The sequence below is a fragment of the Massilia sp. R2A-15 genome, assembly GCF_030704305.1.
Taxonomy (GTDB): Bacteria; Pseudomonadota; Gammaproteobacteria; order Burkholderiales; family Burkholderiaceae_D; genus JAFCUW01.
Genome location: NZ_CP131935.1, coordinates 3960012 through 3982667 on the forward strand (window position 1 = coordinate 3960012; position 22656 = coordinate 3982667).

At 65.5% G+C, this 22656-nt stretch carries 21 protein-coding genes and 1 tRNA gene; 4 read left to right on the forward strand and 18 right to left on the reverse strand.

The window, feature by feature from the left end:
- Positions 1 to 37 precede the first annotated feature (37 nt).
- From Q4S45_RS18225 to Q4S45_RS18235, 3 genes are all read right to left on the reverse strand, one after another.
- A complete protein-coding gene (locus tag Q4S45_RS18225; RefSeq protein WP_305506726.1) occupies positions 38 to 361 on the reverse strand; it encodes a rhodanese-like domain-containing protein in 324 nt (107 codons plus the stop codon).
- A gap of 12 nt (positions 362 to 373) precedes the next feature.
- Positions 374 to 1027, reverse strand: a complete 654-nt coding sequence (locus tag Q4S45_RS18230) for a protein-L-isoaspartate O-methyltransferase (RefSeq protein WP_305506728.1) — start codon at positions 1025 to 1027, stop codon at positions 374 to 376.
- 165 nt (positions 1028 to 1192) lie between these two features.
- Positions 1193 to 1831, reverse strand: a complete 639-nt coding sequence (locus tag Q4S45_RS18235) for a TetR/AcrR family transcriptional regulator (RefSeq protein WP_305506730.1) — start codon at positions 1829 to 1831, stop codon at positions 1193 to 1195.
- Positions 1832 to 1926: 95 nt separating this feature from the next.
- On the opposite strand from Q4S45_RS18235, the gene Q4S45_RS18240 reads away from it, so the two are divergent.
- The 3 genes from Q4S45_RS18240 (at position 1927) to recQ (ending at position 4978) form a co-directional block, all read left to right on the forward strand.
- Complete coding sequence (locus tag Q4S45_RS18240; protein WP_305506732.1) at positions 1927 to 2199, forward strand: YkgJ family cysteine cluster protein; 273 nt, start codon at positions 1927 to 1929, stop codon at positions 2197 to 2199.
- Positions 2200 to 2319: 120 nt separating this feature from the next.
- Positions 2320 to 3153: an undecaprenyl-diphosphate phosphatase gene (locus tag Q4S45_RS18245; RefSeq protein WP_305506734.1), complete on the forward strand. Its 834-nt coding sequence runs from the start codon at positions 2320 to 2322 to the stop codon at positions 3151 to 3153.
- Positions 3154 to 3157: 4 nt separating this feature from the next.
- On the forward strand, positions 3158 to 4978 hold the full coding sequence (recQ, locus tag Q4S45_RS18250; RefSeq protein ID WP_305506736.1) for a DNA helicase RecQ: 1821 nt from the start codon (positions 3158 to 3160) through the stop codon (positions 4976 to 4978).
- Between the two features lie 7 nt (positions 4979 to 4985).
- On the opposite strand, the gene Q4S45_RS18255 is transcribed toward recQ, so the two are convergent.
- The 3 genes from Q4S45_RS18255 to trmB form a co-directional block, all read right to left on the reverse strand.
- Positions 4986 to 5732: a LytTR family DNA-binding domain-containing protein gene (locus Q4S45_RS18255; protein WP_305506738.1), complete on the reverse strand. Its 747-nt coding sequence runs from the start codon at positions 5730 to 5732 to the stop codon at positions 4986 to 4988.
- The gene (locus Q4S45_RS18260) at positions 5729 to 6943 is read right to left on the reverse strand and encodes a sensor histidine kinase (RefSeq protein WP_305506740.1); all 1215 of its coding nucleotides are present in this window, start codon (positions 6941 to 6943) and stop codon (positions 5729 to 5731) included. Before Q4S45_RS18260 ends, Q4S45_RS18255 begins: the two co-directional genes overlap by 4 nt.
- Before the next feature lie 119 nt (positions 6944 to 7062).
- On the reverse strand, positions 7063 to 7743 hold the full coding sequence (gene trmB, locus Q4S45_RS18265; RefSeq protein WP_305512149.1) for a tRNA (guanosine(46)-N7)-methyltransferase TrmB: 681 nt from the start codon (positions 7741 to 7743) through the stop codon (positions 7063 to 7065).
- Positions 7744 to 8025: 282 nt separating this feature from the next.
- Between trmB and Q4S45_RS18270 the strand changes: the two genes are divergently transcribed.
- A complete protein-coding gene (locus Q4S45_RS18270; RefSeq protein ID WP_305506742.1) occupies positions 8026 to 9993 on the forward strand; it encodes a PhoX family phosphatase in 1968 nt (655 codons plus the stop codon).
- 12 nt (positions 9994 to 10005) lie between these two features.
- Here Q4S45_RS18270 and Q4S45_RS18275 read toward each other — a convergent pair whose 3' ends face one another.
- The 12 genes from Q4S45_RS18275 to Q4S45_RS18330 all read right to left on the reverse strand — a co-directional run bounded on the left by Q4S45_RS18275 (position 10006) and on the right by Q4S45_RS18330 (position 22517).
- The gene (locus Q4S45_RS18275; RefSeq protein WP_305506744.1) at positions 10006 to 10728 is read right to left on the reverse strand and encodes an MIP/aquaporin family protein; all 723 of its coding nucleotides are present in this window, start codon (positions 10726 to 10728) and stop codon (positions 10006 to 10008) included.
- Complete coding sequence (locus tag Q4S45_RS18280) at positions 10725 to 11225, reverse strand: arsenate reductase ArsC (protein ID WP_305506746.1); 501 nt, start codon at positions 11223 to 11225, stop codon at positions 10725 to 10727. The genes Q4S45_RS18275 and Q4S45_RS18280 overlap by 4 nt, the downstream gene beginning before the upstream one ends.
- Positions 11222 to 11677, reverse strand: a complete 456-nt coding sequence (gene arsN2, locus Q4S45_RS18285; protein ID WP_305506748.1) for an arsenic resistance N-acetyltransferase ArsN2 — start codon at positions 11675 to 11677, stop codon at positions 11222 to 11224. Before arsN2 ends, Q4S45_RS18280 begins: the two co-directional genes overlap by 4 nt.
- Positions 11668 to 12141 carry an ArsI/CadI family heavy metal resistance metalloenzyme gene (locus tag Q4S45_RS18290; protein ID WP_305506749.1) on the reverse strand — a complete coding sequence of 158 codons (474 nt, stop codon included), beginning with the start codon at positions 12139 to 12141 and terminating at the stop codon, positions 11668 to 11670. The genes arsN2 and Q4S45_RS18290 overlap by 10 nt, the downstream gene beginning before the upstream one ends.
- Positions 12138 to 12479: a helix-turn-helix transcriptional regulator gene (locus Q4S45_RS18295; RefSeq protein ID WP_305512150.1), complete on the reverse strand. Its 342-nt coding sequence runs from the start codon at positions 12477 to 12479 to the stop codon at positions 12138 to 12140. Before Q4S45_RS18295 ends, Q4S45_RS18290 begins: the two co-directional genes overlap by 4 nt.
- Positions 12480 to 12630: 151 nt before the next feature.
- A tRNA-Gly gene (locus Q4S45_RS18300) sits at positions 12631 to 12704 on the reverse strand.
- A gap of 332 nt (positions 12705 to 13036) precedes the next feature.
- The gene (locus Q4S45_RS18305; RefSeq protein ID WP_305506750.1) at positions 13037 to 13462 is read right to left on the reverse strand and encodes a hypothetical protein; all 426 of its coding nucleotides are present in this window, start codon (positions 13460 to 13462) and stop codon (positions 13037 to 13039) included.
- A 229-nt stretch (positions 13463 to 13691) separates the two neighbouring features.
- Positions 13692 to 15182: a UdgX family uracil-DNA binding protein gene (locus Q4S45_RS18310; RefSeq protein WP_305506752.1), complete on the reverse strand. Its 1491-nt coding sequence runs from the start codon at positions 15180 to 15182 to the stop codon at positions 13692 to 13694.
- Positions 15158 to 16390 carry a putative DNA modification/repair radical SAM protein gene (locus tag Q4S45_RS18315; protein ID WP_305506754.1) on the reverse strand — a complete coding sequence of 411 codons (1233 nt, stop codon included), beginning with the start codon at positions 16388 to 16390 and terminating at the stop codon, positions 15158 to 15160. Before Q4S45_RS18315 ends, Q4S45_RS18310 begins: the two co-directional genes overlap by 25 nt.
- Before the next feature lie 187 nt (positions 16391 to 16577).
- Positions 16578 to 18158: an SEL1-like repeat protein gene (locus Q4S45_RS18320; RefSeq protein ID WP_305506756.1), complete on the reverse strand. Its 1581-nt coding sequence runs from the start codon at positions 18156 to 18158 to the stop codon at positions 16578 to 16580.
- 14 nt (positions 18159 to 18172) lie between these two features.
- The gene (locus Q4S45_RS18325) at positions 18173 to 20422 is read right to left on the reverse strand and encodes an EAL domain-containing protein (protein ID WP_374046116.1); all 2250 of its coding nucleotides are present in this window, start codon (positions 20420 to 20422) and stop codon (positions 18173 to 18175) included.
- Positions 20423 to 20429: 7 nt separating this feature from the next.
- Entirely contained in the window at positions 20430 to 22517 is a 2088-nt protein-coding gene (locus Q4S45_RS18330; protein ID WP_305506760.1) for an HDOD domain-containing protein, read from the reverse strand.
- Positions 22518 to 22656 lie beyond the last annotated feature (139 nt).

Consider the following 22656-nt stretch of genomic DNA (forward strand, 5'->3'; position numbering starts at 1 on the left):
CTCCGTTGGAGTCATCAAACAAGTTTATAAAAAGTGCTCAGTACTTCGGCATCGTGCCGTCGACCTGCATGGCCCAGGCGTGAATCCCGCCCGTCAAATTCGTTACCTTGTCAAACCCGTGGCGCTCCAAAAAGGCAGCGACCTGCATGCTGCGCGCGCCGTGGTGGCAGATGCAGACGATTTCGTCGTCCTCATCGAGCTCCTCGATGCGCGCCGGGATCGTGTGCATCGCGATCAGCGTCGACCCGTCGATATGGCAGGTGTCGTACTCCCACTGCTCGCGCACGTCGAGCAGCTTCGGGCGCGGCCGCGCGGCGTCATTGAGCCACGCGGCCAGCTCGGGGGCGGTCACATGCTGCATTCCGCCGCCCGCTTAAAACGTGAAGTGCGAAGGAGTCGTCGCCGCCGCCAGGTATTTGACGTTGGTTTCGAACACCTTGACCGTGTCATACGCCGTTTCCGACACACGGGTGATGATGTTGCACGACATCACAGGCGCCTGGCCGATGATCGCCGCGATCCGTCCGCCCACCTTGACCTGCTTGAGGAAGGCTTCCGGCAGCACTTCCAGCGCGCCCGAAATGACGATCACGTCGAACGGCGCACCGTTGGCCCAGCCCTGCGCGCCATTGCCCAGTTCGACCGTGGCGTTGGTCACGCCGGCCCTGGCCAGGTTCGCTTCGGCCATCGCTTTGAGTTCCGGCAGGATCTCGACGGTGGTGACCTGGCGGCCCTTGTGCGCCAGCAGCGCGGCCATGTAGCCCGAACCGGCGCCGATTTCCAGCACGGTCTCGTGTTTTTTCAGTTGCACTTCCTGCAGCAGGCGCGCTTCCAGCTTCGGCGTGAACATCGCCTCGCCGCCGGGCAGCGGGATCTCGGTGTCGACGAACGCCAGGTTCTTGCAGGCTTCCGGCACGAACTGTTCGCGCTTGACCACCACCAGCGCGTCGAGCACGTCCTGGTCCAGCACGTTCCACGGGCGGATCTGCTGTTCAATCATGTTAAAGCGGGCTTGTTCAATATTCATTTGTTGAGACTCGGTGGGAAAGATAGGTAATCCGATATTTTATCGTTGAACGGCCTCAGTAGACACATCTTAACGACATGCAAGGCCGGATCGCTTGAAATTGCGACAGTCTGCAGTTTCGAGGGGTTGAACGTCCGATAAGGCCGATGTGGCGCTTCCGGCAACTCAATTCGGGGGCACCAGGCCGTGCAGCGCCATGTCGAGGAAGGCGTCGAGAAAGGCCAGCGGGTCGAGGTTGCACTGGTCGCAGGGGCCGACCGAGTGCTTCCAGGTCATCAGCATGAGCATCGGGGCGATCAGCACCTGGGTGGTGATCTGGACGTTGACCGGGCGGAACTCGCCGCGCGCGACGGCACGCTCGAGCAGGCCGGCGATCATGCGTGTGCCGCGGGCGATGACTTCTTCCTGGTAGAAGCTGGCAATGTCGGGGAAATTGGCCGCTTCGGCCATCATCAGCTTGGGAATGCCCGATGCCTTGGTCGCGCCCAGGCGCTGCCACCAGTTGACGATCACGCTGCGCAGCAGGTCGGCGGAATGGCCTTCGAAGCCGGCGATGCTGTCCTCGGCCGCGCCGATGACCGGCACGATGCTGTCGCGCACCACCGCCTTGAACAGCTCTTCCTTGTTGGTGAAATACAGGTACAGGGTGCCCTTGGACACGCCGGCGCGCCGGGCAACGTCTTCCAGCCGGGTCGACGCGAAGCCGCGCTCGACGAACAGGTCGAGCGCCGCGGCCAGCAATTCCTGCGGGCGCGCCTCTTTGCGCCGTTCCCAGCGCGGCTTGGTGTCATACGGGCATTGCATGTGTCGGTCCGGTAACTTACTTGCGGTTCATTATATCGTTATGCCGGCGTGGTCTGGGAAAGCGGTATACTTGCGCTCTGTCCCGATTGCCCGCCATGACCGCCTCCCCCGATTCCATCCACTGCCGCCCCGGCTGCGGCGCCTGCTGCACCGCCCCGTCGATCAGCTCGCCGATTCCCGGCATGCCTAAGGGCAAGCCGGCCGGCGTGCGCTGCGTCCAGCTCGACGACGCGAACGGCTGCAATATTTTTGGGCAGCCTGGCCGGCCCGCGGTATGCGCCAGCCTGCAGCCGTCGCGCGAGATGTGCGGCGACTCGCGCGAGCAGGCGATGTTTTATCTGGCCGAACTGGATCGCCTCACATCCTGAAAAACAACGCCGGCGCTTGCGGGCAGCTCAACGGTATGAGGCGCGCTCGTGGTATTCTTCGACCCCGCGTGGTGCCGCCTCTTCCGACTCGCAAATTCCCTTAACTAAACTAATAAATACATGGATATCATTCTCGCGATCAAAGCGATCATCATGGGCCTGGTCGAAGGCTTCACCGAATTCCTGCCGATCTCCTCGACCGGCCACCTGATCGTGGCGGGCAGCCTGCTCAACTTCACCGGCGAAAAAATCAAGGTCTTCGAAATCGCAATCCAGGCCGGCGCCATCCTCGCCGTGATCTGGGAGTACCACAAGCGCATCGGCGCCGTCCTCGCCGGCCTGACCAGCGACCCGAAACAGCAGAAATTCGCCATCAACCTGATCGTCGCCTTCCTGCCGGCCGCCGTCCTCGGCCTGTTCTTCAGCAAGATGATCAAGGCGCACCTGTTCGCGCCGGTGCCGGTGGCGCTGGCCTTCATCATCGGCGGCTTCATCATCCTGTGGGTCGAAAACCGCAACAAGGATCGCCACGATACGGCCCGCATCCAGTCGGTCGACGACATGACGATTCTCGATGCCTTCAAGATCGGCTGCGCGCAAGCGTTCGCGCTGATCCCGGGCACCAGCCGCTCGGGCGCCACCATCATCGGCGGCATGCTGTTCGGCCTGTCGCGCAAGGCGGCCACCGAATTCTCGTTCTTCCTCGCGATCCCGACCCTGCTGGCGGCGACCGTGTATTCGGTCTACAAGGAACGCGCGCTGCTGTCGATGGCCGACCTGCCGCTGTTCGGCATCGGCGGCATCGCCGCCTTCGTGTCCGCCTTCCTGTGCGTGCGCTGGCTGCTGCGTTATATCAGCTCGCACGACTTCACCATTTTCGCCTGGTATCGCATCGTGTTCGGCATCGTGATCGTCGCCACTTCGTATTACGGATTGGTCTCCTGGGCGGAATGACAGCATGAGTAGCGACATCGGCGCGCGCGCCCTCGAACAACTGCAGACCGTGTTCGGCTACCCAGCCTTCCGCGGTCAGCAGGGCGACATCGTCGAACACGTCGCCAGCGGCGGCGACGCGCTGGTGCTGATGCCGACCGGCGGCGGCAAGTCGCTGTGCTACCAGATCCCCGCGCTGCTGCGCGACGGCGTCGGCGTGGTCGTCTCGCCGCTGATCGCGCTGATGCAGGACCAGGTCGATGCGCTGGCCGAAGTGGGCGTGCGCGCCGCCTTCCTGAACTCGACCCAGACGTTCGAAGAGTCGATGCGCATCGAGCGCCTGGTGCGCACCGGCGAGATCGACCTGGTCTACGTTGCGCCCGAACGCCTGATGACGCAGCGCTGCCTCGACCTGTTCGAGTCGTCGAAGATCGCGCTATTCGCGATCGACGAGGCGCACTGCGTCTCGCAATGGGGCCACGACTTCCGGCCCGAGTACATCAAGCTGTCGATCCTGCACGAGCGCTTCCCCGACGTGCCGCGCATCGCGCTGACCGCGACCGCCGACCACCAGACCCGCGCCGAAATCGCGCTGCGCCTGCAACTGGAGGACGCGCGCCAGTTCGTGTCGTCGTTCGACCGGCCGAATATCCGCTACCAGATCGTCGAGAAGGCCAACGGCCGCAAGCAGCTGCTCGACTTCATCACCACCGAGCATGGCGGCGACGCCGGCATCGTGTACTGCCTGTCGCGCAAGAAGGTCGAGGAGACCGCCGAATTCCTCAACGAGAACGGCATCCGCGCGCTGGCCTACCACGCCGGCATGGAGCATCCGAAACGCGCCGCCAACCAGGCCCGCTTCCTGCGCGAGGACGCCATCGTGATGTGCGCGACGATCGCCTTCGGCATGGGCATCGACAAGCCGGACGTGCGCTTCGTCTGCCACCTCGACCTCCCGAAAAGCATCGAGGGCTATTACCAGGAGACCGGACGCGCGGGCCGCGACGGCCTGCCCGCTTCGGCCTGGATGGCGTACGGCTTGCAGGACGTGGTGCTGCAGCGCCGGATGATCGACGAATCCGACGCCGACGAAACGTTCAAGCGCGTGCTGTCGATGAAGCTCGACTCGATGCTCGGCCTGTGCGAGACCTTGAGCTGCCGGCGCACCCGCCTGCTCGACTATTTCGGCGAGCGTTCCGGCCCGTGCGGCAACTGCGACACCTGCCTGATTCCGCCGGTGTCGTTCGACGGCACCGTGCCGGTGCAAAAACTGCTGTCGACGATCTACCGGGTCGACCAGCGCTTCGCCGCCGGCCACGTGATCGACGTGCTGCGCGGCGTGTCGTCGGAGCGCATCACGCAATGGCACCACGATTCGCTGTCGGTGTACGGCATCGGCGCCGAGCGCACCGAGGCGGAGTGGCGCGCGATCCTGCGCCAGGCCATCGCGCTCGGCCTGGTGACGGTGGACCACGAGGTCTACAGCTCGCTGAAACTGACCGACGCGGCGCGGCCCGTCCTGAAGGGCGGGCAGAAGGTGCAGCTGCGCCAGTACCAGAAGCCGGTCAAGCAGAAGCGTCCTGCCAGTGCTTCCAAAGGGCATATCGAGATGGAGCTGTCGAAGTCCGAACAGGAGATCTTCGAGAAGCTGCGCTGGTGGCGTGTCGAGACCGCGCGCGCCCACGGCGTGCCGGCCTACGTCGTGTTCCAGGACGCCACCTTGCGCGAGATCGCCAAGGTCAAGCCGACCTCCCTCGACGACCTGCGCGGCGTCACCGGCGTGGGCGAGAAAAAGCTGGTGTCCTACGGCGACGAGATCGTCGCGCTGATCAGCCAGATGCTGTAACCGGGGCTCAGTCCCTGAACAGGTGCGCGAAGGTGCGGCTGACGGTCAACCGCTCGTCGCTCCCGCGCAGCAGCACCTGCAGCCGCTCCGCATCGACCTTTTCCACCGCCTCGATGGCGTTCACGTTGACCATGGTGCCGCGGTGGATCTGCCAGAAGCGCGCCGGATCGAGCCCGCCCAGCAAATCCTTCAATGGAATGCGCACCAGCGCTTCGAACTCGGCCAGCACCACGCGCGTGTACTTGGTGTCCGACTGGAAGAACAGCACCTGGTCCACGTCGATCAGCCGGATCTGCCGGCCGATGCTGGCCTTGATCCACTTCATCGGCTCGCGCGCCGGCCCAGGCAGCGCTGCTTTCAGGTGATGCAGGATGTCGCCCAGGTCTGCCGGCCGCGCAGTGAGCTTCTCCCGGAGGCGCGCCACCGCCTTCTGCAAGCGATCCGCCTCGACGGGCTTGAGCAGGTAGTCCACCGCGCCGGCGTCGAAGGCGTCGACCGCATACTGGTCGTAGGCGGTGACGAAGACCACATGCGCCAGCTTGCCGATGCGCTCGGCCACTTCGAGGCCCGACAGGCCGGGCATGCGTATGTCGAGGAAGGCGACGTCCGGCTCGTGTTCGAGAAAGCCGTCCCAGGCGTCATTGCCGTTTTCCGCCACCATCACCACTTGGGCGTCGGGCCACACGGTGGGCAGCATCGCCAGCAGGCGCTCGCGCATCAGCGGCTCATCTTCAGCGATCAGCACCCTGGTCATTTGCCGGCCGCCTCGCTCGGGATGATGATCTCGGCCACCACGCCCTGCGGCGCCTCGTGCAGCGTCACGCTGGCCGCTGCACCGTGGGCCAGCAGCAGGCGGTTGCGGGCGTTTTCCAGGCCAAGCCCGGCGCCGGGCTGGATGCCCAGGCCGATGCCGGAGTCCTCCACCTGAATCGACACGACGCCGTCGCGCCGCTGCGCCCGGACCGAGACCTCGCCGCCGCGCAGCGAAGGCTCGATGCCGTGCTTGATGGCGTTTTCGGCCAGCGTCAGCACGATCATGCTCGGCACGGCCAGCCCGGCCAGCGATTCGGGCAGGTCGAGGGTGAAGCGCAGGCGCTCGCCCAGCCTGGCCTTCATCACTGTGAGATAGGCTTCGACCAGCGCAAACTCCTTGCGCAGCGTGGCCTGGTCGCTGCGCATTTCGCTCAGGCTGGCGCGCAGGAAGGTGATCAGACTGGCCGTCAGTTCGGCGGCGCGCGGGGCATCTTTTTCGGCCAGCTGCTGCACCGCGCCGAGGGTGTTGAACAGGAAGTGCGGCTCGATCTGTGCGCGCAGCAGCCGCAGTTGCGACTCGCTCAATTCGCGCGCCAGGCGGTCGCGCTCGGCGTCCTGCCGCAATTGCACGGTGCGCGCTTCGTGCTGGCGGTTACGCATGACGACGATCAGCCTGAGGGGAATGCCGACCAGCAGGGCCGCGACCAATGCGCCGACCAGCATCCCGCCGGGGAAGGTGTCAAACAAGGCCTCGTTGACCGTCAGGTGCTGGAACTTGATCAGAAAACCGACCATCGCGAGCGCCAGGCCGATCACGAACAGCATCATCCCTGTGCCGTTCTGGCTTCGGCAGTTGTTTCGGCGATAGTTGAACCACACCGCCACCAGGCCGGCAGCGATCGCGAATCCCATCACGTTGACGACGCCGATCGCGGCGATCCAGCTCAGGCGCGGCACGACAACATGCAGCACTGCGCCAGCCAGAGTGAATCCCACGGCCAGCCGGGCAATGGCGGCGATCAGGCGCCAGCCGCGATATTTGAGCGAGAACTCAAGCAGTTGCTCGCGTTCGATGTCGGACAGGCGCGCCAGCGCATTGGCCAGATGCCTGCGATAACCTGGCGCCGTTTGCGCCGCGAACGCGGGATCGGCAAGCACCTTGAACTGCTCCTGTTCCCACTCCCGATACCAATTCACGATTGCGCGAAACATGGAGCTCTCCAAATGGCTGTCATGCAGAGCAGTCTAAGGAAACGAGGGCGCCGTGGGAAGCGCGAAGCGACGAGCGACGAATCGGCGGGAACGAAATACGATCCGGTCCCGCCGCGGGATTACTTCTTCTCGAACACCAGGTCCCACACGCCGTGACCGAGCTTGATGCCGCGGTTTTCGAACTTGGTCAGCGGACGGTAGGCCGGTTGCGGCGCGTAGCCTTCGGCGGTGTTCTTCAGCAGCGGCTCGCTGCCCAGCACCTCGAGCATCTGCACCGCGTAGTCTTCCCAGTCGGTCGCGCAGTGCAGGTAGCCGCCCGGCGCCAGCTTCTCGGCCAGCAGCCTGACGAATGGCGTTTGCAGCAGGCGGCGCTTGTTGTGGCGCGCCTTGTGCCAGGGGTCAGGGAAGAATACGTGGACGCCGGCCAGCGAAGCGTCGGGGATCATCTGGTTCAGCACTTCGACCGCGTCATGCTGGATCAGGCGCAGGTTAGTCAGGCCCTGCTCGCCGATCTGCTTGAGCAGGCTGCCGACGCCCGGGGTGTGCACTTCGACGCCGATGAAGTCCTTCTCCGGCATGCCCTTGGCGATGTGCGCGGTGGTGTCGCCCATGCCGAAACCGATCTCCAGGATCACCGGCGCCTTGCGGCCGAACGCCTGCTCGAAATCGAGCGGCGCCTTGGCGTACTCGATCAGGAACTTCGGCCCCAGTTCTTCCAGCGCGCGCGCCTGGGCGATCGACAGCCGGCCGGCACGAGTGACGAAGCTGCGGATGCGGTGTTCGGTGGGGTCGTACAGCATCGGGCGGCCGCTGCCGCTTGGAGGAGTTTCGGATGACATGGGGTGCGAAGGAAGAGAATAAGGTACGGCCGACATTATATCGCACCGCCTCTGCCGGAAAGCGGAACTGCCGGCTTGCAGGCCGTCGTACCCGCCCAGGCAGGTACGGCAGCTTGACTTGAAGGCATCATGGTCGGGTACGCGCGCCTGGATCCCGATCCCGCCGCGTCATCGTGCTGACACAATGCATCGCTATGCTCCAGGCAATCAACCCGTTTCGTTCGCCAACCTGGAGCCGCAAAAATGACCCCTGTCCCGACTGTGCCGCGCCGCCGCCTGCTGCAACTGCTCGCCGCCGCCCCCCTGCTGCCACTGTCATCGTTCAGCGCAGCGAGCCTGCTGTCCGGCTGCGGCGCCCAGGCCGGCATCGCCACCGCCGCGACGCCCGGCGCCGCAACGCTGGCCGGTGTGACCTTCAGCTCCATGCCGGCGCCCTCGCTGTCCAATCCCGCGGCGATGGCAACCACCAGCACGACCTCGGTCATGACCGCGCGCTTCAGCGACGCCAGCAAGATCGACTTCAAGCTGGCCTACCAGCCCTTCTTCATCACCGGAGACCTGGTCGCCGACGGCGCAGGCGGCAGGATCGTCGCCGGCGGCTACTACGACATCCACGGCGCGCCGATTATCGACGCCACCGTCGCCGGCAGGGAGCGCCAGTTTTTCTCCGACTCGCCGGACGGCACCTCGCTGCTCACCGTCCCGAACGCGAAAGCGGCCGGCGTGAAGGGCAATACCGTGTTCGCCGTGGTGCAGTTCGAGTACACCACCGGGGCGCAGGATGGCGTGACCGGCATGTACGGGCGTCTGCCGTCGCCGATCGCCGTGCTGACCCTCGATCAGGACCCGGCCACCGGCAAGCTGTCGCTGGTGAAGTACCACAACGTCGATACCTCCAGCGTGAACGGCCTGTGGATCACCTGCGGCGCCAGCCTGTCGCCGTGGGGGACCCACCTGTCCAGCGAGGAGTACGAACCCAACGCATTTACCGCCGCCACCGACGCGCAGTTCAAGGCCTTCAGCAAGAACCTGTACGGCAGCGAAACCGCGGCCAATCCCTACAACTACGGACACCTGCCGGAAGTGACGGTCAATGCTGACGGCACGGCGTCCATCAAAAAGCACTACTGCCTGGGGCGCATCTCGCACGAACTGGTGCAGGTCATGCCGGACAACCGCACTGTGATCATGGGCGACGACGCCACCAACAGCGGCTACTTCGTCTTCGTTGCCGAGAAGGAGAAGGACCTGTCGGCGGGTAGCCTGTATGTCGCCAGGGTCGGCGCCGGCTTCTCGCTCGATCCGACGGCCGCCGCGGCGCCGCTCTCCTGGATCAAGCTCGGGTCGGCCACCAGCGCGGAGGTCCGGGCCATGGCGGCGTCGCTGAAGCCGACCGACATCATGGACGTGCGCAGCGCTGACCCGCACGACGCGAGCTACACCAGGATCGCGGCGAGCGGGCGCATCGAATGGGTAAAGCTGGCGCCGGGCATGGAGAAGGCGGCGGCCTTCCTCGAGACCCATCGCTACGCGGCGCTGGTGGGCGCATCGATGGGCTTCACCAAGATGGAAGGCACGACCGTCAACATTCAGGACAAGATCGCCTACTCGGCGCTGCAGAACTGCCAGGGCTCGATGGTGGCGGGGAACGCGCTGAACGTGCCGGGCAACGGCGTGTCGATCCCGAAGGCGCTCGACGCGGGCGCGGTGATGATGCTGAACCTGAAGGGCGGCGCGAAGGACAGCGCCGGCGCGGCAATCGACAGCGAGTGGATGCCGGCCGATACGAAAGCGCTGCTGACGGGCGAGGACATCGCCGCCGACGCGCTGGGCAATACCGCCAATCCCGACAAGGTCGCCAATCCGGACAACCTGAAGTTCTCGGAGAAGATGCGCACGCTGTTCATCGGCGAGGACAGCAGCCAGCACGTCAACAACTTCCTGTGGGCGTACAACGTCGACACCAGGGTGCTGGCGCGGGTAATGTCGATTCCCGCCGGCGGCGAGTCGACCGGCCTGCACGCGGTCGATGAAATCAATGGCTGGACCTACATCATGAGCAACTTCCAGCATGCGGGCGACTGGGGCGCCATTCACGCCGTCGTCAAGCCGACGCTCGATCCGCTGATCCGGGCCAACTACAAGGACAAGTCAGGCGCCGCGGTGGGCTACCTGACCGGGGAATTGAGCCAGATCCGGCTGTCGAAGTAGTTCGCTCCCGCTTCAGCGCTGGGCGCGCTGCGGATCGAAGTCGCCGGGCGCCACGGTGCCGGCGATAGTGGCGCCTGCCGGAGCGCTCGGATAAAGCCAGCCAAACAGCAGCGTCGCCGCCGCGCCTCCCACCAACTGCGCCGCGATGAAACCGGGCGCATCGGCCGCGCGGATGCCGGCGAAGGTATCGCTCGCCGCCCGCGCGAGCGTCACGGCGGGATTGGCGAACGAAGTCGATGAGGTGAACCAATAGGCGGAGGTGATGTAGGCCGCAACCGCGAACGGCGTCACCGCGGGGCGGCTGCGCGAACATCCCATGATGACGCCGACCAGGCCGAAGGTGGCCACGCACTCGCTCCACCATTGCGCGCCGCCGGTGCGCACGTGCGCCGATGCGAAGAACACGGGCAGCGAAAACATCAGGTGCGCCGCAGCCACGCCGGCAAAGGCGCCGAGCAGTTGCACGCCGATGTAGGGCGCCACTTCGCGCGCCGGCATGTTGCCCTGCCACGCTTCGGACAAGGTGACCACCGGGTTGAAATGCGCGCCCGAGATGGTGCCGAACATCAGGATCAGCGCGACCAGCCCGGCGCCGGTGGCCAGCGCATTCGCCAGCAAGGCCAGAGCCACATTGCCCCCCGCGAGGCGCTCGGCCATGATGCCGGAGCCGACCACCACCGCCAGCAGCATGGCGCTGCCCAGGCCTTCCGCCACGAGGCGCTTCGCCACCGTCATACCGGCATCTCCCCGATTTTGCGAATTTCGTCATTGATGGCCGGCGTGTCGAATAGCTGTGGCGGCAAGCCGACGAAGGCATCGACCTTCCTGCGGATCTGTCGGCAGATGGTCTCGAACGCCGCGCGCTTCTGTTGTTCCGTACCCTCCACCGCGGCCGGGTCCTCGAAGCCCCAGTGTGCGGTCGCCGGATGGCCGGGCCAGAATGGACAGGTCTCGCCGGCCGCGTTGTCGCACACGGTGATGATGAAGTCCATCCGCGGCGCGCCGGGCGCGGCGAATTCGTCCCAGCTCTTGCTGCGCAGCTGGTCGACCGGATAGCCCATCTGCTGCACCTGTTCGATGGCGAACGGGTTCACCGTGCCGCCCGGCTTGCTGCCGGCGCTGAAGCCCTTGAAGCGGCCGGCGCCAAGCGTCGTCACCAGGGCTTCGGCCATGATGCTGCGCGCCGAATTGCCTGTGCATAGGAACAGCACGTTGTAGATCTTTTCATTCATGGTTCACCGCCTTGTTCAGTGAGGATTTTGCGCAGGCACACCGCCTGCGACGGGCACAGGGTGGAAAATTCCTGCGTGGACTGGATGGATGCGGGCGCTTGTGCGCGCGGCACGATGGCGTATCCGCGCCGCGCGAAAAAGTCGGCCGCGGTCGTCGTCAGCAGGTACAGCGCTTCAACGCCTGCATCGCGCGACCTGCGCTCGAGGGCGTCGACCAGTTCGCCGCCGAGCCCGGCACTGCGGCGTTCCGGGCTCACGGCGAGCGAACGCAGCAGGCCGACCTTTCCAAAGCGCTCGAGGCCGATCACGCCAAGCAGGGACCGGCTTTCCATGGCGACGATGAATTCGCCCATGCCGCCGGGGTGTAGGTCTTCGTGCGGCAGCTTGCAGGCGCCGAGCAATGCGATCGCGGCGTCGAAGTCCTGTTCCGTGGCGGACCGCATCAGCAACATTGGCTCTTTGGCGCACAGCATGCGGCGGCCGCCTTCGCCTTGACGGCCGGCACGCAACAAGCCTCGCCGGCGCCGGGCTCGGTTGCGGCCGCGCCAAACACCGGGATCGTATCGAGCGTATGGAAGGTTTCCCAGGCAATGCCCGCGGGATCGTTGACCCAGTACTTGTCGGACTTGGCGTAGCAGCACGCCGCGCCCTCTTCCGTTTCGACCTCGCCCTGCAGCGCTTGCAGGCGACCATGCATCTCGCCGAGTTCCTCGGCCGATTCGACCTGGATGCCCAGGTGATTCACGCCAACTGCCGCGCCGCGTTGCGAAATGGCGAAATTGACGCGCGGATCGTCGAGCGCCCATTTCGCGTAGTCAGGCTTGACCACGGTGGGCGGCGAGGCAAACATGCCGGAGTAAAACCGGATGCTGTCGGCAAGATCGGCGACGGATACGTGAACGTGCAAGCGTTTCATGAGCAGACTCCTTGGTTGGTGGGACAGGTGGCGCTGCCAGCGGGCGAACACGGATTGCCGCCGCAGCAGTTTTCAGTCAAAAAGCCAATCAGGTCGTTCATCGTGCCGAAACTGGCCGTGTAGATCAGCGAGCGCCCGGCCTTGGTGGGCGACACCAAGCCGGCGTGCGTCAACTCCTTCAAATGGAATGACAGCGACGACGGCGGAATGGCGAGGTGTTCGGCGATGCGAGTGGCCGGCATGCCTTCCGTTCCGGCTTGCACCAGCAGGCGAAACACGGCGAGGCGCGATTCCTGGGCCAGTGCGTTCAGGGCCACGATGGCTTCTTTGTTTTCCATTGCGTCGGTGCCTTTGCAATTAACGATACTTCGATAATAATGGAAGTATCGAATCATTGTCAAGGGTCGTGCGCAAATCGCTTGTCTGCGGAGGGAAAAACCGAAAGGGGGACATGCTGGCGGCGCTGCACGACAAACTTTAGCCGGGAGATGGAGCGGGTGAAGGGAATCGAACCCTCGTCGTAAGCTTGGGAAGCTTCTGCTCTACCATTGAGCTACACCCGCGTAGCCCGCATTCTACGCGGATTCTGGCGACTTTGACAAAATTCCGATACGCACGTTCTCGGCCCGCACCCGTTCGGTATTGCGGCCCAAGCCGCCTCAATGGATCGGGACTACCTGGGAGGCGCACGCGAACGCGCGCAGGTTCAACGTGGGCCTGGGTCGAACCGCGGCCGTCCGGCATTGGCCGGCAAGCCGTTCGCCGGCGCGCGGACTACGTCCAAATTGGGTTAAGCACCCCGCGATATTCGGAGCGCAAGCGCATATCGCGCAGGAAGAAACCGCGCGTAGCTCCAGGGTCGAACGCCCCCGGCGGCGGCCGTCCTGCCGTCCTCTCAACGGCTGGTCAGCAACCGCACAACTTCCGTACCCGAGGTCTCGCCCTGCGCCGTCAGGTGCGGCACCACCATCAGCATTTCGCCGGTGACCTCGTCGAAATCGCTGCGGTTGAGCGTCATTTTCAGCGACATGTCGGTGGCGACGAAGGTGTTCGGCGACGAGGCGACGAGCATCTTGCGCTGGCCGTCATTGACCGCGGCATACATGCGGTTGCCATACACGCGCAGCCGCATCGTCTGGCCATTCGACAAATCGTACATGCCCTTGTACACATCAAGATCCTGCGCGGACATCTGATACCTGTGTTCGGGAAGCACAATCTGGTATCCCGTAATGCGAACCGATGGATCTGGCTCCGTCTGCGCCGCCGCCCCCAGCGCAAGCATTCCCAGAAAGGTTGAAATCAGCAGCTTTTTCATCATAGCCTCCGGCGTCATGCACTCAACAATCGGGTCGATACAATGTTGCAACCCGTCGGTGCGACCATTTTTTCGCGATCCCACTGTGTTAAATATAGTCCGCATTCGCGCCGGCGCACGTGTTTTTTTGATAAGGCAAAAATACGCTACCTCGACTGGAGAGCACCGCGGTCCACTGCCGAGATTGTTAAATTCCGAAATCCCGATGCAGGCGGATCAATCCTCCGCGGGCTTAGTTTTCGCTTTTCATTTGCAGTAATTGCTGCGCCTGCCTGAGACCGTCAACCATCACCGCCATCGCCTGCTGTTTCGACGCCTCGTCGGGCACCCGCAATACAAACGAGGGGTGATACACGGTGATGACCCAGCGCCCGTCGTGCCGGATCGGCTTGCCGATGGTGTCCTTCAGCGTGACGTTGCCCGTGCCCAGCACCGACTTGAGCGCCGTGCTGCCGAGCGCGACGATCACGTCCGGCTTCACCTGCGCCAGCTCCTGGTCGAGCCAGTAACTGCACGCCTCGATCTCGCGCTGCGCCGGCGTCTTGTGCAGCCGCCGCTTGCCGCGCGGCTCCCACTTGAAATGCTTGACGGCGTTGGTCAGGTAGATCGTGCGGCGGTCCAGGCCGGCGTCGCGCAGCACCTGGTCCAGCAACTGGCCGGCCGGACCGACGAACGGTTCGCCCGCAAGGTCTTCCTGGTCGCCTGGCTGCTCCCCGACGAGCATGATGCGCGCGTGTGCCGGCCCGGCGCCGCCCACCGCCTGCGTGGCGTGCTGCCACAGCTCGCAGCGACGGCATTCGTCCAGCGTCGACGGCGCCTGGCGCTGCGGCTGCGCCTTGTCGGCGGCAATCGGGATCGTCGTGCCGCGGCGCTGCCCGACCGCTTCGGCCTGGCCAGTGCGCCGCGCGCCGGCCGCCGCCTGGCTGACCATCTGCGGCACCACGCTGCCTTCGGGCAGGTGCTTCCAGAAGCGCGAGGGAATATGGCTGCGCATCAGCCCGGCATTCAGGCGCGCCGGATTGAAAATGCTGCGGTAGTAGGTGAGCCACAGCGCCTCGCCGGCATCGTCGAGGTCGGCCGCGCTGCTCACCAGCGGGCCGGTGTTGTGCAGGGTTTCGCCGTCCCACAGCACGCTCGCGTCCGGCGTGGCGATCATCCAGCTGATGCGGCCCATGCGGCTGACGAAATGCTGGGCCACTTGCGGCAGCACGTCGTGGGCCGGCTCGAACCAGGCGACGAAACGCGGCGCGCCCGCCGCTTCGGGACGCTCGCGGAAGCGGATGTAGGCATGCATGTCATGTTCTTCGCGGTGCACCGCCTTGACCATCGCGTGCAGCCGGGCGCCGTCTTCGTCGGCCGGCGACAGCACGACCTGGTCGCCATGCTGCCAGCGCCAGACCACGCGGTACAGGAATGCCCAGCGGTCCGGCACGCGGCAGCACGCCGCGCTTTGCAGCATGTCCATCAGCTTGCGCGGCAGGTGCATCACCGGCCTGGCCTGGCGCAGGTCGATGGCATGCGCCGCCTCGTGCGGATCGGCCGGAGCCCCGGCGAACAGGTCGGCCTCGTCGCGCTGACCGATCCATTTGACCGCGTGCGGCGCAATGTCGAACGCCAGCAGTTCGCGCGCCGCCTCGCGCCATTCGGCGAAACCGGCTACCAGCAAGGGTTGGCCGGCGCTGGCGGCGACGGCCGCGTTTATGCTGCCCGCAGTTCCGGCCATAGGTTCATCTGCTGCGGCGCTTCGGCCAGCGAACGCCGCAACACCTCCGAGGATGCCGCTCCGCGCACCGGCGAATAGTCGGCGGTGACGATGAAGGGCGCGATTTTTTTCATGCTGCAGCGTAGCCGGACAAGGTCGGCGTAGCGGATCCGGCGCAGCCGCCGCAGCTCGACGATGCGCTTGGCGTTGCGCAGGCCAATGCCCGGCACGCGCGCGATCATGCTCGCGTCTGCCAGGTTCAGGTCCAGGGGAAAATGCTCGCGGTTGGCCAGCGCCCATGCCAGCTTGGGGTCGATGTCGAGCGCCAGGTTGCCGCCGCTGGCAGGCAGCAATTCGCTGGCGACGAAGCCGTAGCTGCGCAGCAGGAAGTCGGCTTGGTACAGCCGGTGTTCGCGCAGCATCGGCGGCGGCGCCAGCGGCACGCTGCCGGGACTTTGCGGGATCGGGCTGAAGGCGGAGTAGTAGACGCGCTTGAGCTTGTAGCTGGTGTACAGCGTCTCGGCCGTCGACAGGATGGTCTGGTCGTCGCTGGCGTCGGCGCCGACGATCATCTGGGTGCTCTGCCCGGCCGGCGCGAACTTCGGCGACCTGGGCTCCTCGGCCTTTTCGTCGAGCCGGCGCCGGATCGATCCCATCGCCAGCTTGATCGTGTGCACGCTTTTTTCGGGCGCCAGCTTTTCGACGCTGGCCTGGGTCGGCAGCTCGATGTTGACGCTGAGGCGGTCGGCGTACTTGCCGGCGGCGGCAATCAGGGCGGGATCGGCGTCGGGAATGGTCTTGAGGTGGATGTAGCCACGGAAGTTGTGCACTTCGCGCAGCTGGCGCGCGATATGGACCAGCTGCTCCATCGTGTAGTCGGCCGAACGGATGATGCCGGAGCTGAGGAACAGTCCGTCGATGTAGTTGCGCAGGTAAAAGTCGACGGTGAGCTTGACCACTTCGTCCACCGAAAAGCGCGCGCGCGGGACGTTCGACGTGCGGCGGTTGACGCAGTACTGGCAGTCGTAAATGCAGAAGTTGGTCAGCAGGATCTTGAGCAGGGAAACGCAGCGGCCGTCCGGCGTGTAGCTGTGGCAGATGCCCATGCCGCTGGTGGCGCCGATGCCGTCCTTGCCCTCGGACGAGCGCTTGGGCGCACCGCTGCTGGCGCAGGAGGCGTCGTATTTCGCTGCGTCAGCGAGGATTTCCAGCTTGTCGGTCAGGTCCATCGGCTTCAGTGATAACTGTATGTTTATACAGCATACTACACCAAAGGCGACGGGGTGGCGCGCGATTGGACGGCTTTATGTCCAGGACGACTGAAAGACAACACATGGGAACAAACCCGCTGGATCAGCGAATTTCATATTGGCGTCCATGGCAAACCCGTCCCGCGACGAATCGAAAGAGGCTATGTCATGCGGCGCGCGGCTGCGCGTGGTCGTGCTCGAACTGCGCGCGCTGCGCAGCATCCATGCGCGCTGCGGCCTGCCGGGCGTAGCGTTCGGCGGCGTCGATGCCGCCCTGCGCGGCGCGCTGCAGCCACAGCGACGCTTCGAGAGCGTCCGCCGCCACACCCTGCCCGGTCAGGTACATCAGGCCGACATTGAACTGGGCGCGCGCGTGGCCCTGGCGGGCGGCGCACAGGTACCAGTAATGGGCCGCCGCGTAATCGCGCGGCACGCCCTGGCCGTTGTCATGGCGCAGGCCCAGCGCGAACTGCGCCAGCGCGTGCCCGCGTTCGGCCGCCTTCATGTACCAGCCGCCGGCCTGGTCGCTTTCGGCATCGTCGAGGTCGAACATGGTGCCGACCTTGTACTGGGCCGCCGGATATTCCTGTTCGGCCGCGCGCAGATACCATTTCAGCGCGGCCTCGACATCCTGCTCCACGCCTGTGCCGTTCTCGAAGCACAGGGCGAGGTCGAACTGGGCGCGCAGGTGGCCCTGCTCCGCGGCCTTGCGATACCACTGGAAGGCTTCGGCGCGATCGGCTGCGACGCCGCTGCCGCTGTCGTGCAGCTGCGCCAGGTGGTACTGGGCGCTGGCGAAGCCTTGCTCGGCGGCCTTGCGGTACCAGCGCGCGGCCTGCGCGAAATCCTGGGCGACGCCCTGGCCGAATTCGTGGCGCAGGCCGAGGTTGTCCTGCGCGCCGGCGTGGCCCTGTTCGGCGGCCTCGCGGAACCAGACCAGCGCCAGCGCGGCGTCGCGCTCGACGCCCTGTCCGTTATCGTAAATGAGGCCGAGGTTGAACTGCGAACTCGCGTGGCCCTGTTCGGCCGCGCGGCGGTACCAGCCGATCGCCTTCTGGATGTCCTGCGCCACATCCTGTCCCTGCTCGTAGCGCAGCGCCAGATTGAACTGGGCCGGCGCGTAGCCTTGCTCGGCGGCCTTGCGGTACCAGGACACCGCCTGGTGCGCGTCGCGCTGCACGCCCTGGCCGTTGTCGTAGCGCAGGCCGAGGTTGAACTGGGCGCGCGCATAGCCCTGCTCGGCCGCCTTGCGGTACCAAGCGATCGCCTGCTGCAGGTCCTGCGGCACGCCTTTCCCGGTCTCGTACATCATGCCCAGGTTGTTCTGCGCGCCGGCATCGCCCTGCGAGGCGGCCTTGCTGAACCAGTGCATCGCCTGCTGCGGATCCTGCGCCACGCCCTGCCCCTTGGCGTACAGCCAGCCCAAGTTGTACTGGGCCGCGGCGTAACCCTGTTCGGCGGCGCGCTGGTACCACTGGACCGCCATCTGGTAATCCTGGCCGACGCCCTGGCCCTTCTGGTACATCACGCCGAGGTTGTATTGGGCCTGTTCGAGGCCGGAGGTGGCCGCCATGCGGTACCAGGCGACGGCCAGCTCGAAGTTCTGCGGCACGCCCTGGCCATTGACGTACATGAAGCCCAGGCTGTGCTGGGCGTTGGCGACGCCGCGTTCGGCCAGCGCCTTGACGCGCAAGAATTCGGCGGTGTGCCTGGACGGCGTGCGCGCGGATGCCGGATCCTTGTACATGGCCGCGCGCGGGTTCAGGACTGCATCGAGGCGAGCTGCGGCGCCTGATGCTGCGGCGCGCCGATGTCCTGCACGCGCAGCAGGTCCATGAAATTCGACAGGGCGATCGGGCGGTGATACAGGTAGCCCTGCATGGTCAGGCAGCCGTTGGCCTTCAGGTAGCGCGCCTGGATATCGGTCTCGACGCCTTCGGCGATCAGGTGCAGGCCGAGGCCGCGCGCGATCGAGATGATCGCCAGGATCACCGGATAGTGGCCATGCTCGTCGTGGATCTCCTTGACGAAGGACTGGTCGATCTTGATCGTGTGGATCGGGAAGCGGTGCAGGTAGGACAGCGACGAGTAGCCGGTGCCAAAGTCGTCGATCGCCACCGACACGCCGAGCTGGCACAGTTTGTTGAGCTGCTCGATCGCGTACTGCGGATTGCGGATGCAGATGTTCTCGGTGATCTCGACTTCGATCTGGGCCGGCGAAATCCCGTAGCGCACCAGGGCGCCGCGCATCTTCTCGAAGAAGTCGCCGCGGTCGAGGTATTGCGGCGACAGGTTCAGCGACAGGCGGATCGATTCGCCGCCCTGCGCGTTCCACTGCAGCATATCGCGGCACAGGGCGCCGATCATCCAGTCCGAGATCGGCAGCATCAGGCCGTTCTCTTCGGCGAACGGCAGGAACTCGCCGGCCGTCAGCAGGCCGCGCTGCGGATGGTTCCAGCGCATCAGGCCTTCGGCGCCGATGATGCGGCCGGTGATCACGTCCATCTGCGGCTGGTAGTACATCTCCAGCTCGTTCTGCTCGAGCGCCTTGCGCAGGCTCTGCTCGAGCGCGATCTTCTGGTGCGACACGTCCAGCATCGAGTTGTGATAGAAGCTGTGGCCGTTCTTGCCGAGCGCCTTGACCTGGTACATCGCGATGTCGGCGTGGCGCAGCAGCTCGTCGATCGATTCGCCGTCGCCCGGATAGATGGCGATGCCGATACTGGCCGAGATGTGCACTTCGTGGCCGTCCAGGTCGAACGGCTTGTGCAGGCATTCGAGGAACTTGTCGGCGATGCGCTTGGCGTCCTCGCGGTCGCGCAGCTCGGGCAGCACGATGGTGAATTCGTCGCCGCCCTGGCGCGCCAGCGTGTCGCCGCGGCGCAGGCAGTCCTTCAGGCGCACCGACACCTGCTGCAGCAGCTCGTCGCCCTTGACGTGGCCCAGCGTGTCGTTGACCAGCTTGAAGCGGTCCAGGTCGATGAACATGACGGCCAGCTCGGTCATCTTGCGCTTGGCCTGGATCACGGCCAAGCCCAGGCGGTCCTTAAACAGCATGCGGTTCGGCAGGTCGGTCAGGATGTCGTGGTAGGCCTGGTAGGAGATCACTTCCTCGGCGCGCTTGCGGTCGGTGATGTCGCGCGCCACGCCGTAGGTGCCGAAGAATTCGAGCTTCTTGACCTCGTGGTCGGGGACGTGCATGCCGATCGAATTGAGCGAGATCGTCATCAGGGTGTTGTTGAAGGTGCGGTCCTGGTTGCCGCCGGCGTGGCACTTCAGCCGCAGTTCGACGTTGCGCGAGGCGCGCTCGTCGACGCGGCGCTCGTTGAACACGTAGCGCGCGCGCTCCAGGTCTTCCTCGTGCACCAGGATCGAGTAGTGTTTGCCGATCAGGTCTTCGCGCGCGAAGCCGAGCAGCTGGTAGGCGCGGTCGTTGACGAAGGTGAACTTGCCCTCGTGGTTGAGGGTGTAGATGATGTCGGGCGAGCTGTCGACCAGGTAGCGGTACAGCTTTTCCGAGTTCTCCAGCTGCGAAGCGATGCGCATGTTGGCCGACGCCAGGGCGCGCTGCTGCAGCGCGTTGGCGACGGTCTTGAGCAGCTCCTCGCGGCTGTAGGGCTTGCGCAGGTAATCGTAGGCGCCGCGCTTGAGGGCGCCGATCGCCGCCTCGATCCCCACTTCGCCGCTCATCACGATGACGTCGGCGTCGATGCCGCGGTCGTTGATGAAGTCCATGATGTCATGGCCGCTCATGTCGGGCAGGCGCAGGTCGAGCAGCACCAGGTCGAAGCGCACGCGCGACAGGTGCGCCAGCGCTTCCTTGCCGCAGGACGCCGTGACCAGGTGGTAGTCGCGGTCGCGCAGCAGTTCGTACAGGGACGACAGCAGGCGCGGCTCGTCGTCGACCAGCAGCAGCCGCGGCATCGCGTCCTGCTCGAAATGCGGCGGCACGACGGGTGCGTCCTGGGCTGGTTCGATTGCCGGGTCTACGCTGGCAGCGGTCGCGTTCATCATCGCCTTAAACTGAGTCCATCGCCCGCGGCTTGGCGCCGGCGGCCGTAGTTGCGCCGTGTGCTGGCAGCAGAATTTCGAAAGTAGTGCCGGCGCGGCCGCTGCGGCACGAGATCAGGCCGCCGATCTTCTTCACCAGTCCATGCACGATCGACAGGCCGAGGCCGTGGTGGGCGCCGTCCTTGGTGCTACGCACCGGCGAGAACAAGTTGGCCAGCACGTCCTGCGACAGGCCGGGGCCGTTGTCGGAGACGACCAGTTCGACGTACAGCGCGCGCTCGCGGTTGACGTGTCCGCGGTTGGCGATTTCGATGCGTCCGTGGCTGCCGAGCGCCTCGACGGCGTTCTTGACCAGGTTGACCAGGATCTGCTTGAGCACATCGGCGTCGCCTTCGATCTCGGCGGCGTCGTCGGCCATGCTGGCGGTGATCTGCACGCCGGCCGGCACGAACTCGGTGGCGCGGAACAGGCGCAGCACGTCGTCCACCACGCTGGCGACATTGGTGGCGCGCGGCGACTCGGTCGGCTTGAGGTCGGCCAGGCCGTTGATCAATTGGCCGACGCGGTCGATCTCTTCGTTCAGGATCGACATCTCGCCGACCACCGGCTCGCGCTTGGCAAGCTTTCCATCGAGGACACTGAGGTAGTTCTTGATGATCGACAGCGGGTTGTTCACTTCATGCACCACGCGGCGCGACGCTTCGCGGTATTCCTCGGCGACGTGGGCGATTTGGCGCCGCGCGTGGCCGCGCTCGGACAATGCGGTTTCCAGCGCGCTCGCCGCCTGGCTGCCGAAGGCCTGCATGAAGCGCTCGCGCTTCTGGCAGTTGGGCACCTGCCACGCGGCCAGCCCGCCGATCATCACGCCCAGGCAGCGCCCGCCCGCGACCAGCGGCAGGCACACCAGGCTGTCGGTGCCGAGCATGCGGAACAGCTGTTCTTCGGCCAGGCCCAGCGACTGCGCGTCGCGCTTGACGAAGGCGGTGCGGCGCTCGAGGGCCGCTTCGGCGACCACGCCGCCGCGCGTGAGGGGAATCGAGAATTCGGCGATGCGCTGGCGCTCGCCGGTGGGCATGCCGACCAGCGCGTGGCCGGTCGGGTTTTCCAGCAGGACGACGGTGTTGTCGAAGTCGAACAGGATGCGCGCCGAGCGCGTCATCGATTCGAGCAGGCCGTTCTCGCCCTGCTGGCGGGCGAAGGACTGGCCCACTTCGGACACCAGCACCAGGTTGCGCACTTCCTCGGACAGGCGCTGGCGCACCGGGTCCATCGGCGTGGCCGGCGCAAAGGCCGGCGGGGCGACGATGTCGTCGGCGCCTTCGAGGTCGATGCCCAGCTGCGCGGCGGCTTTTTCGACCTGGCGCGCGGCGGCGGCGCCGATCGCGTCGATGTCATCCTGCTCCAGCCCGCACAGGCGCGCGCCGTCGGCGATCGCCTCATCGTCCGGCCCGTGGGTGGCCATCAAGTGCGCCAGGCGCACGATGCGGATCAGGGGATGCGCCGATTCGAGGCGCGCGGAGGGCTCGTGGTGATACAGCACGGAGTCGGCCAGGAAGGAGTCGAGGTGCCAGCGTTCGATCAGCCAAGCCCCCGCTTCCGAATGGGTGATCTGCAAGGTGCGCTGTTCGACCGCGCACAGGTCTTCGTCGTCGCGCGCGCCGAAGTTGAAGGCGTATTCCTTCGGCGCGGTGGCCAGCAGCGCGAGGCGGCCGACGTTGTGCAGCAGGCCGGCCAGGTAGGCCTCCTCGACGTGCGGGTACTCCATCCGTCCGGCCAGGTCGCGCGCGATGAAAGCGGCGCCCAGCGAGTTTTTCCAGAAGCCGCGCAGGTCGGTGCTGCCGGAGTGCGGGAAGTTGTTGAAGGTCTGGAAAACCGACTCGCTGATCACCAGCGTCTTGATCATGTCGGTGCCGAGCGCGATCAGGGACTGCTCGAGGCCGACCGCGCGGCTGGCGCGATGATAGGCCGAGCTGTTGGCGACCGCGAGGATCTTGCTGGTCATGCCGGCGTCGTTCGAGATCAGCGCCGCCAGTTCGGCCATGCCCAGGTCGTCGGCCTGCAAGTGCTCGATCAACTTGATGAGTATCTGCGGCATTGCCGGCAGACGGGCAATCAATAGCCGATTGCGAATATCATGGTCTGATTGATGCATTATCTCAGCACAGCCGCCAATGTCTTAGGTTTCCAGGTGGCGCCTTCCGAGAAAGCGGCCACGACGTTTTTATTGTCGAAAC

Coding starts and splice junctions, on each gene's coding strand:
- Q4S45_RS18310 (WP_305506752.1), bottom strand. CDS start 15,182: ATGGCCGGAACTGCGGGCAGCATAAACGCGGCCGTCGCCGCCAGCGCC.
- Q4S45_RS18230 (WP_305506728.1), bottom strand. CDS start 1,027: ATGAATATTGAACAAGCCCGCTTTAACATGATTGAACAGCAGATCCGC.
- Q4S45_RS18320 (WP_305506756.1), bottom strand. CDS start 18,158: ATGTACAAGGATCCGGCATCCGCGCGCACGCCGTCCAGGCACACCGCC.
- Q4S45_RS18325 (WP_374046116.1), bottom strand. CDS start 20,422: ATGAACGCGACCGCTGCCAGCGTAGACCCGGCAATCGAACCAGCCCAG.
- Q4S45_RS18235 (WP_305506730.1), bottom strand. CDS start 1,831: ATGCAATGCCCGTATGACACCAAGCCGCGCTGGGAACGGCGCAAAGAG.
- Q4S45_RS18315 (WP_305506754.1), bottom strand. CDS start 16,390: ATGGACCTGACCGACAAGCTGGAAATCCTCGCTGACGCAGCGAAATAC.
- Q4S45_RS18260 (WP_305506740.1), bottom strand. CDS start 6,943: ATGTTTCGCGCAATCGTGAATTGGTATCGGGAGTGGGAACAGGAGCAG.
- Q4S45_RS18280 (WP_305506746.1), bottom strand. CDS start 11,225: ATGAATGAAAAGATCTACAACGTGCTGTTCCTATGCACAGGCAATTCG.
- recQ (WP_305506736.1), top strand. CDS start 3,158: ATGAGTAGCGACATCGGCGCGCGCGCCCTCGAACAACTGCAGACCGTG.
- Q4S45_RS18225 (WP_305506726.1), bottom strand. CDS start 361: ATGCAGCATGTGACCGCCCCCGAGCTGGCCGCGTGGCTCAATGACGCC.
- Q4S45_RS18255 (WP_305506738.1), bottom strand. CDS start 5,732: ATGACCAGGGTGCTGATCGCTGAAGATGAGCCGCTGATGCGCGAGCGC.
- Q4S45_RS18295 (WP_305512150.1), bottom strand. CDS start 12,479: ATGGAAAACAAAGAAGCCATCGTGGCCCTGAACGCACTGGCCCAGGAA.
- Q4S45_RS18270 (WP_305506742.1), top strand. CDS start 8,026: ATGACCCCTGTCCCGACTGTGCCGCGCCGCCGCCTGCTGCAACTGCTC.
- Q4S45_RS18275 (WP_305506744.1), bottom strand. CDS start 10,728: ATGACGGTGGCGAAGCGCCTCGTGGCGGAAGGCCTGGGCAGCGCCATG.
- Q4S45_RS18305 (WP_305506750.1), bottom strand. CDS start 13,462: ATGATGAAAAAGCTGCTGATTTCAACCTTTCTGGGAATGCTTGCGCTG.
- Q4S45_RS18240 (WP_305506732.1), top strand. CDS start 1,927: ATGACCGCCTCCCCCGATTCCATCCACTGCCGCCCCGGCTGCGGCGCC.
- Q4S45_RS18290 (WP_305506749.1), bottom strand. CDS start 12,141: ATGAAACGCTTGCACGTTCACGTATCCGTCGCCGATCTTGCCGACAGC.
- trmB (WP_305512149.1), bottom strand. CDS start 7,743: ATGCTGTACGACCCCACCGAACACCGCATCCGCAGCTTCGTCACTCGT.
- arsN2 (WP_305506748.1), bottom strand. CDS start 11,677: ATGTTGCTGATGCGGTCCGCCACGGAACAGGACTTCGACGCCGCGATC.
- Q4S45_RS18330 (WP_305506760.1), bottom strand. CDS start 22,517: ATGCCGCAGATACTCATCAAGTTGATCGAGCACTTGCAGGCCGACGAC.
- Q4S45_RS18245 (WP_305506734.1), top strand. CDS start 2,320: ATGGATATCATTCTCGCGATCAAAGCGATCATCATGGGCCTGGTCGAA.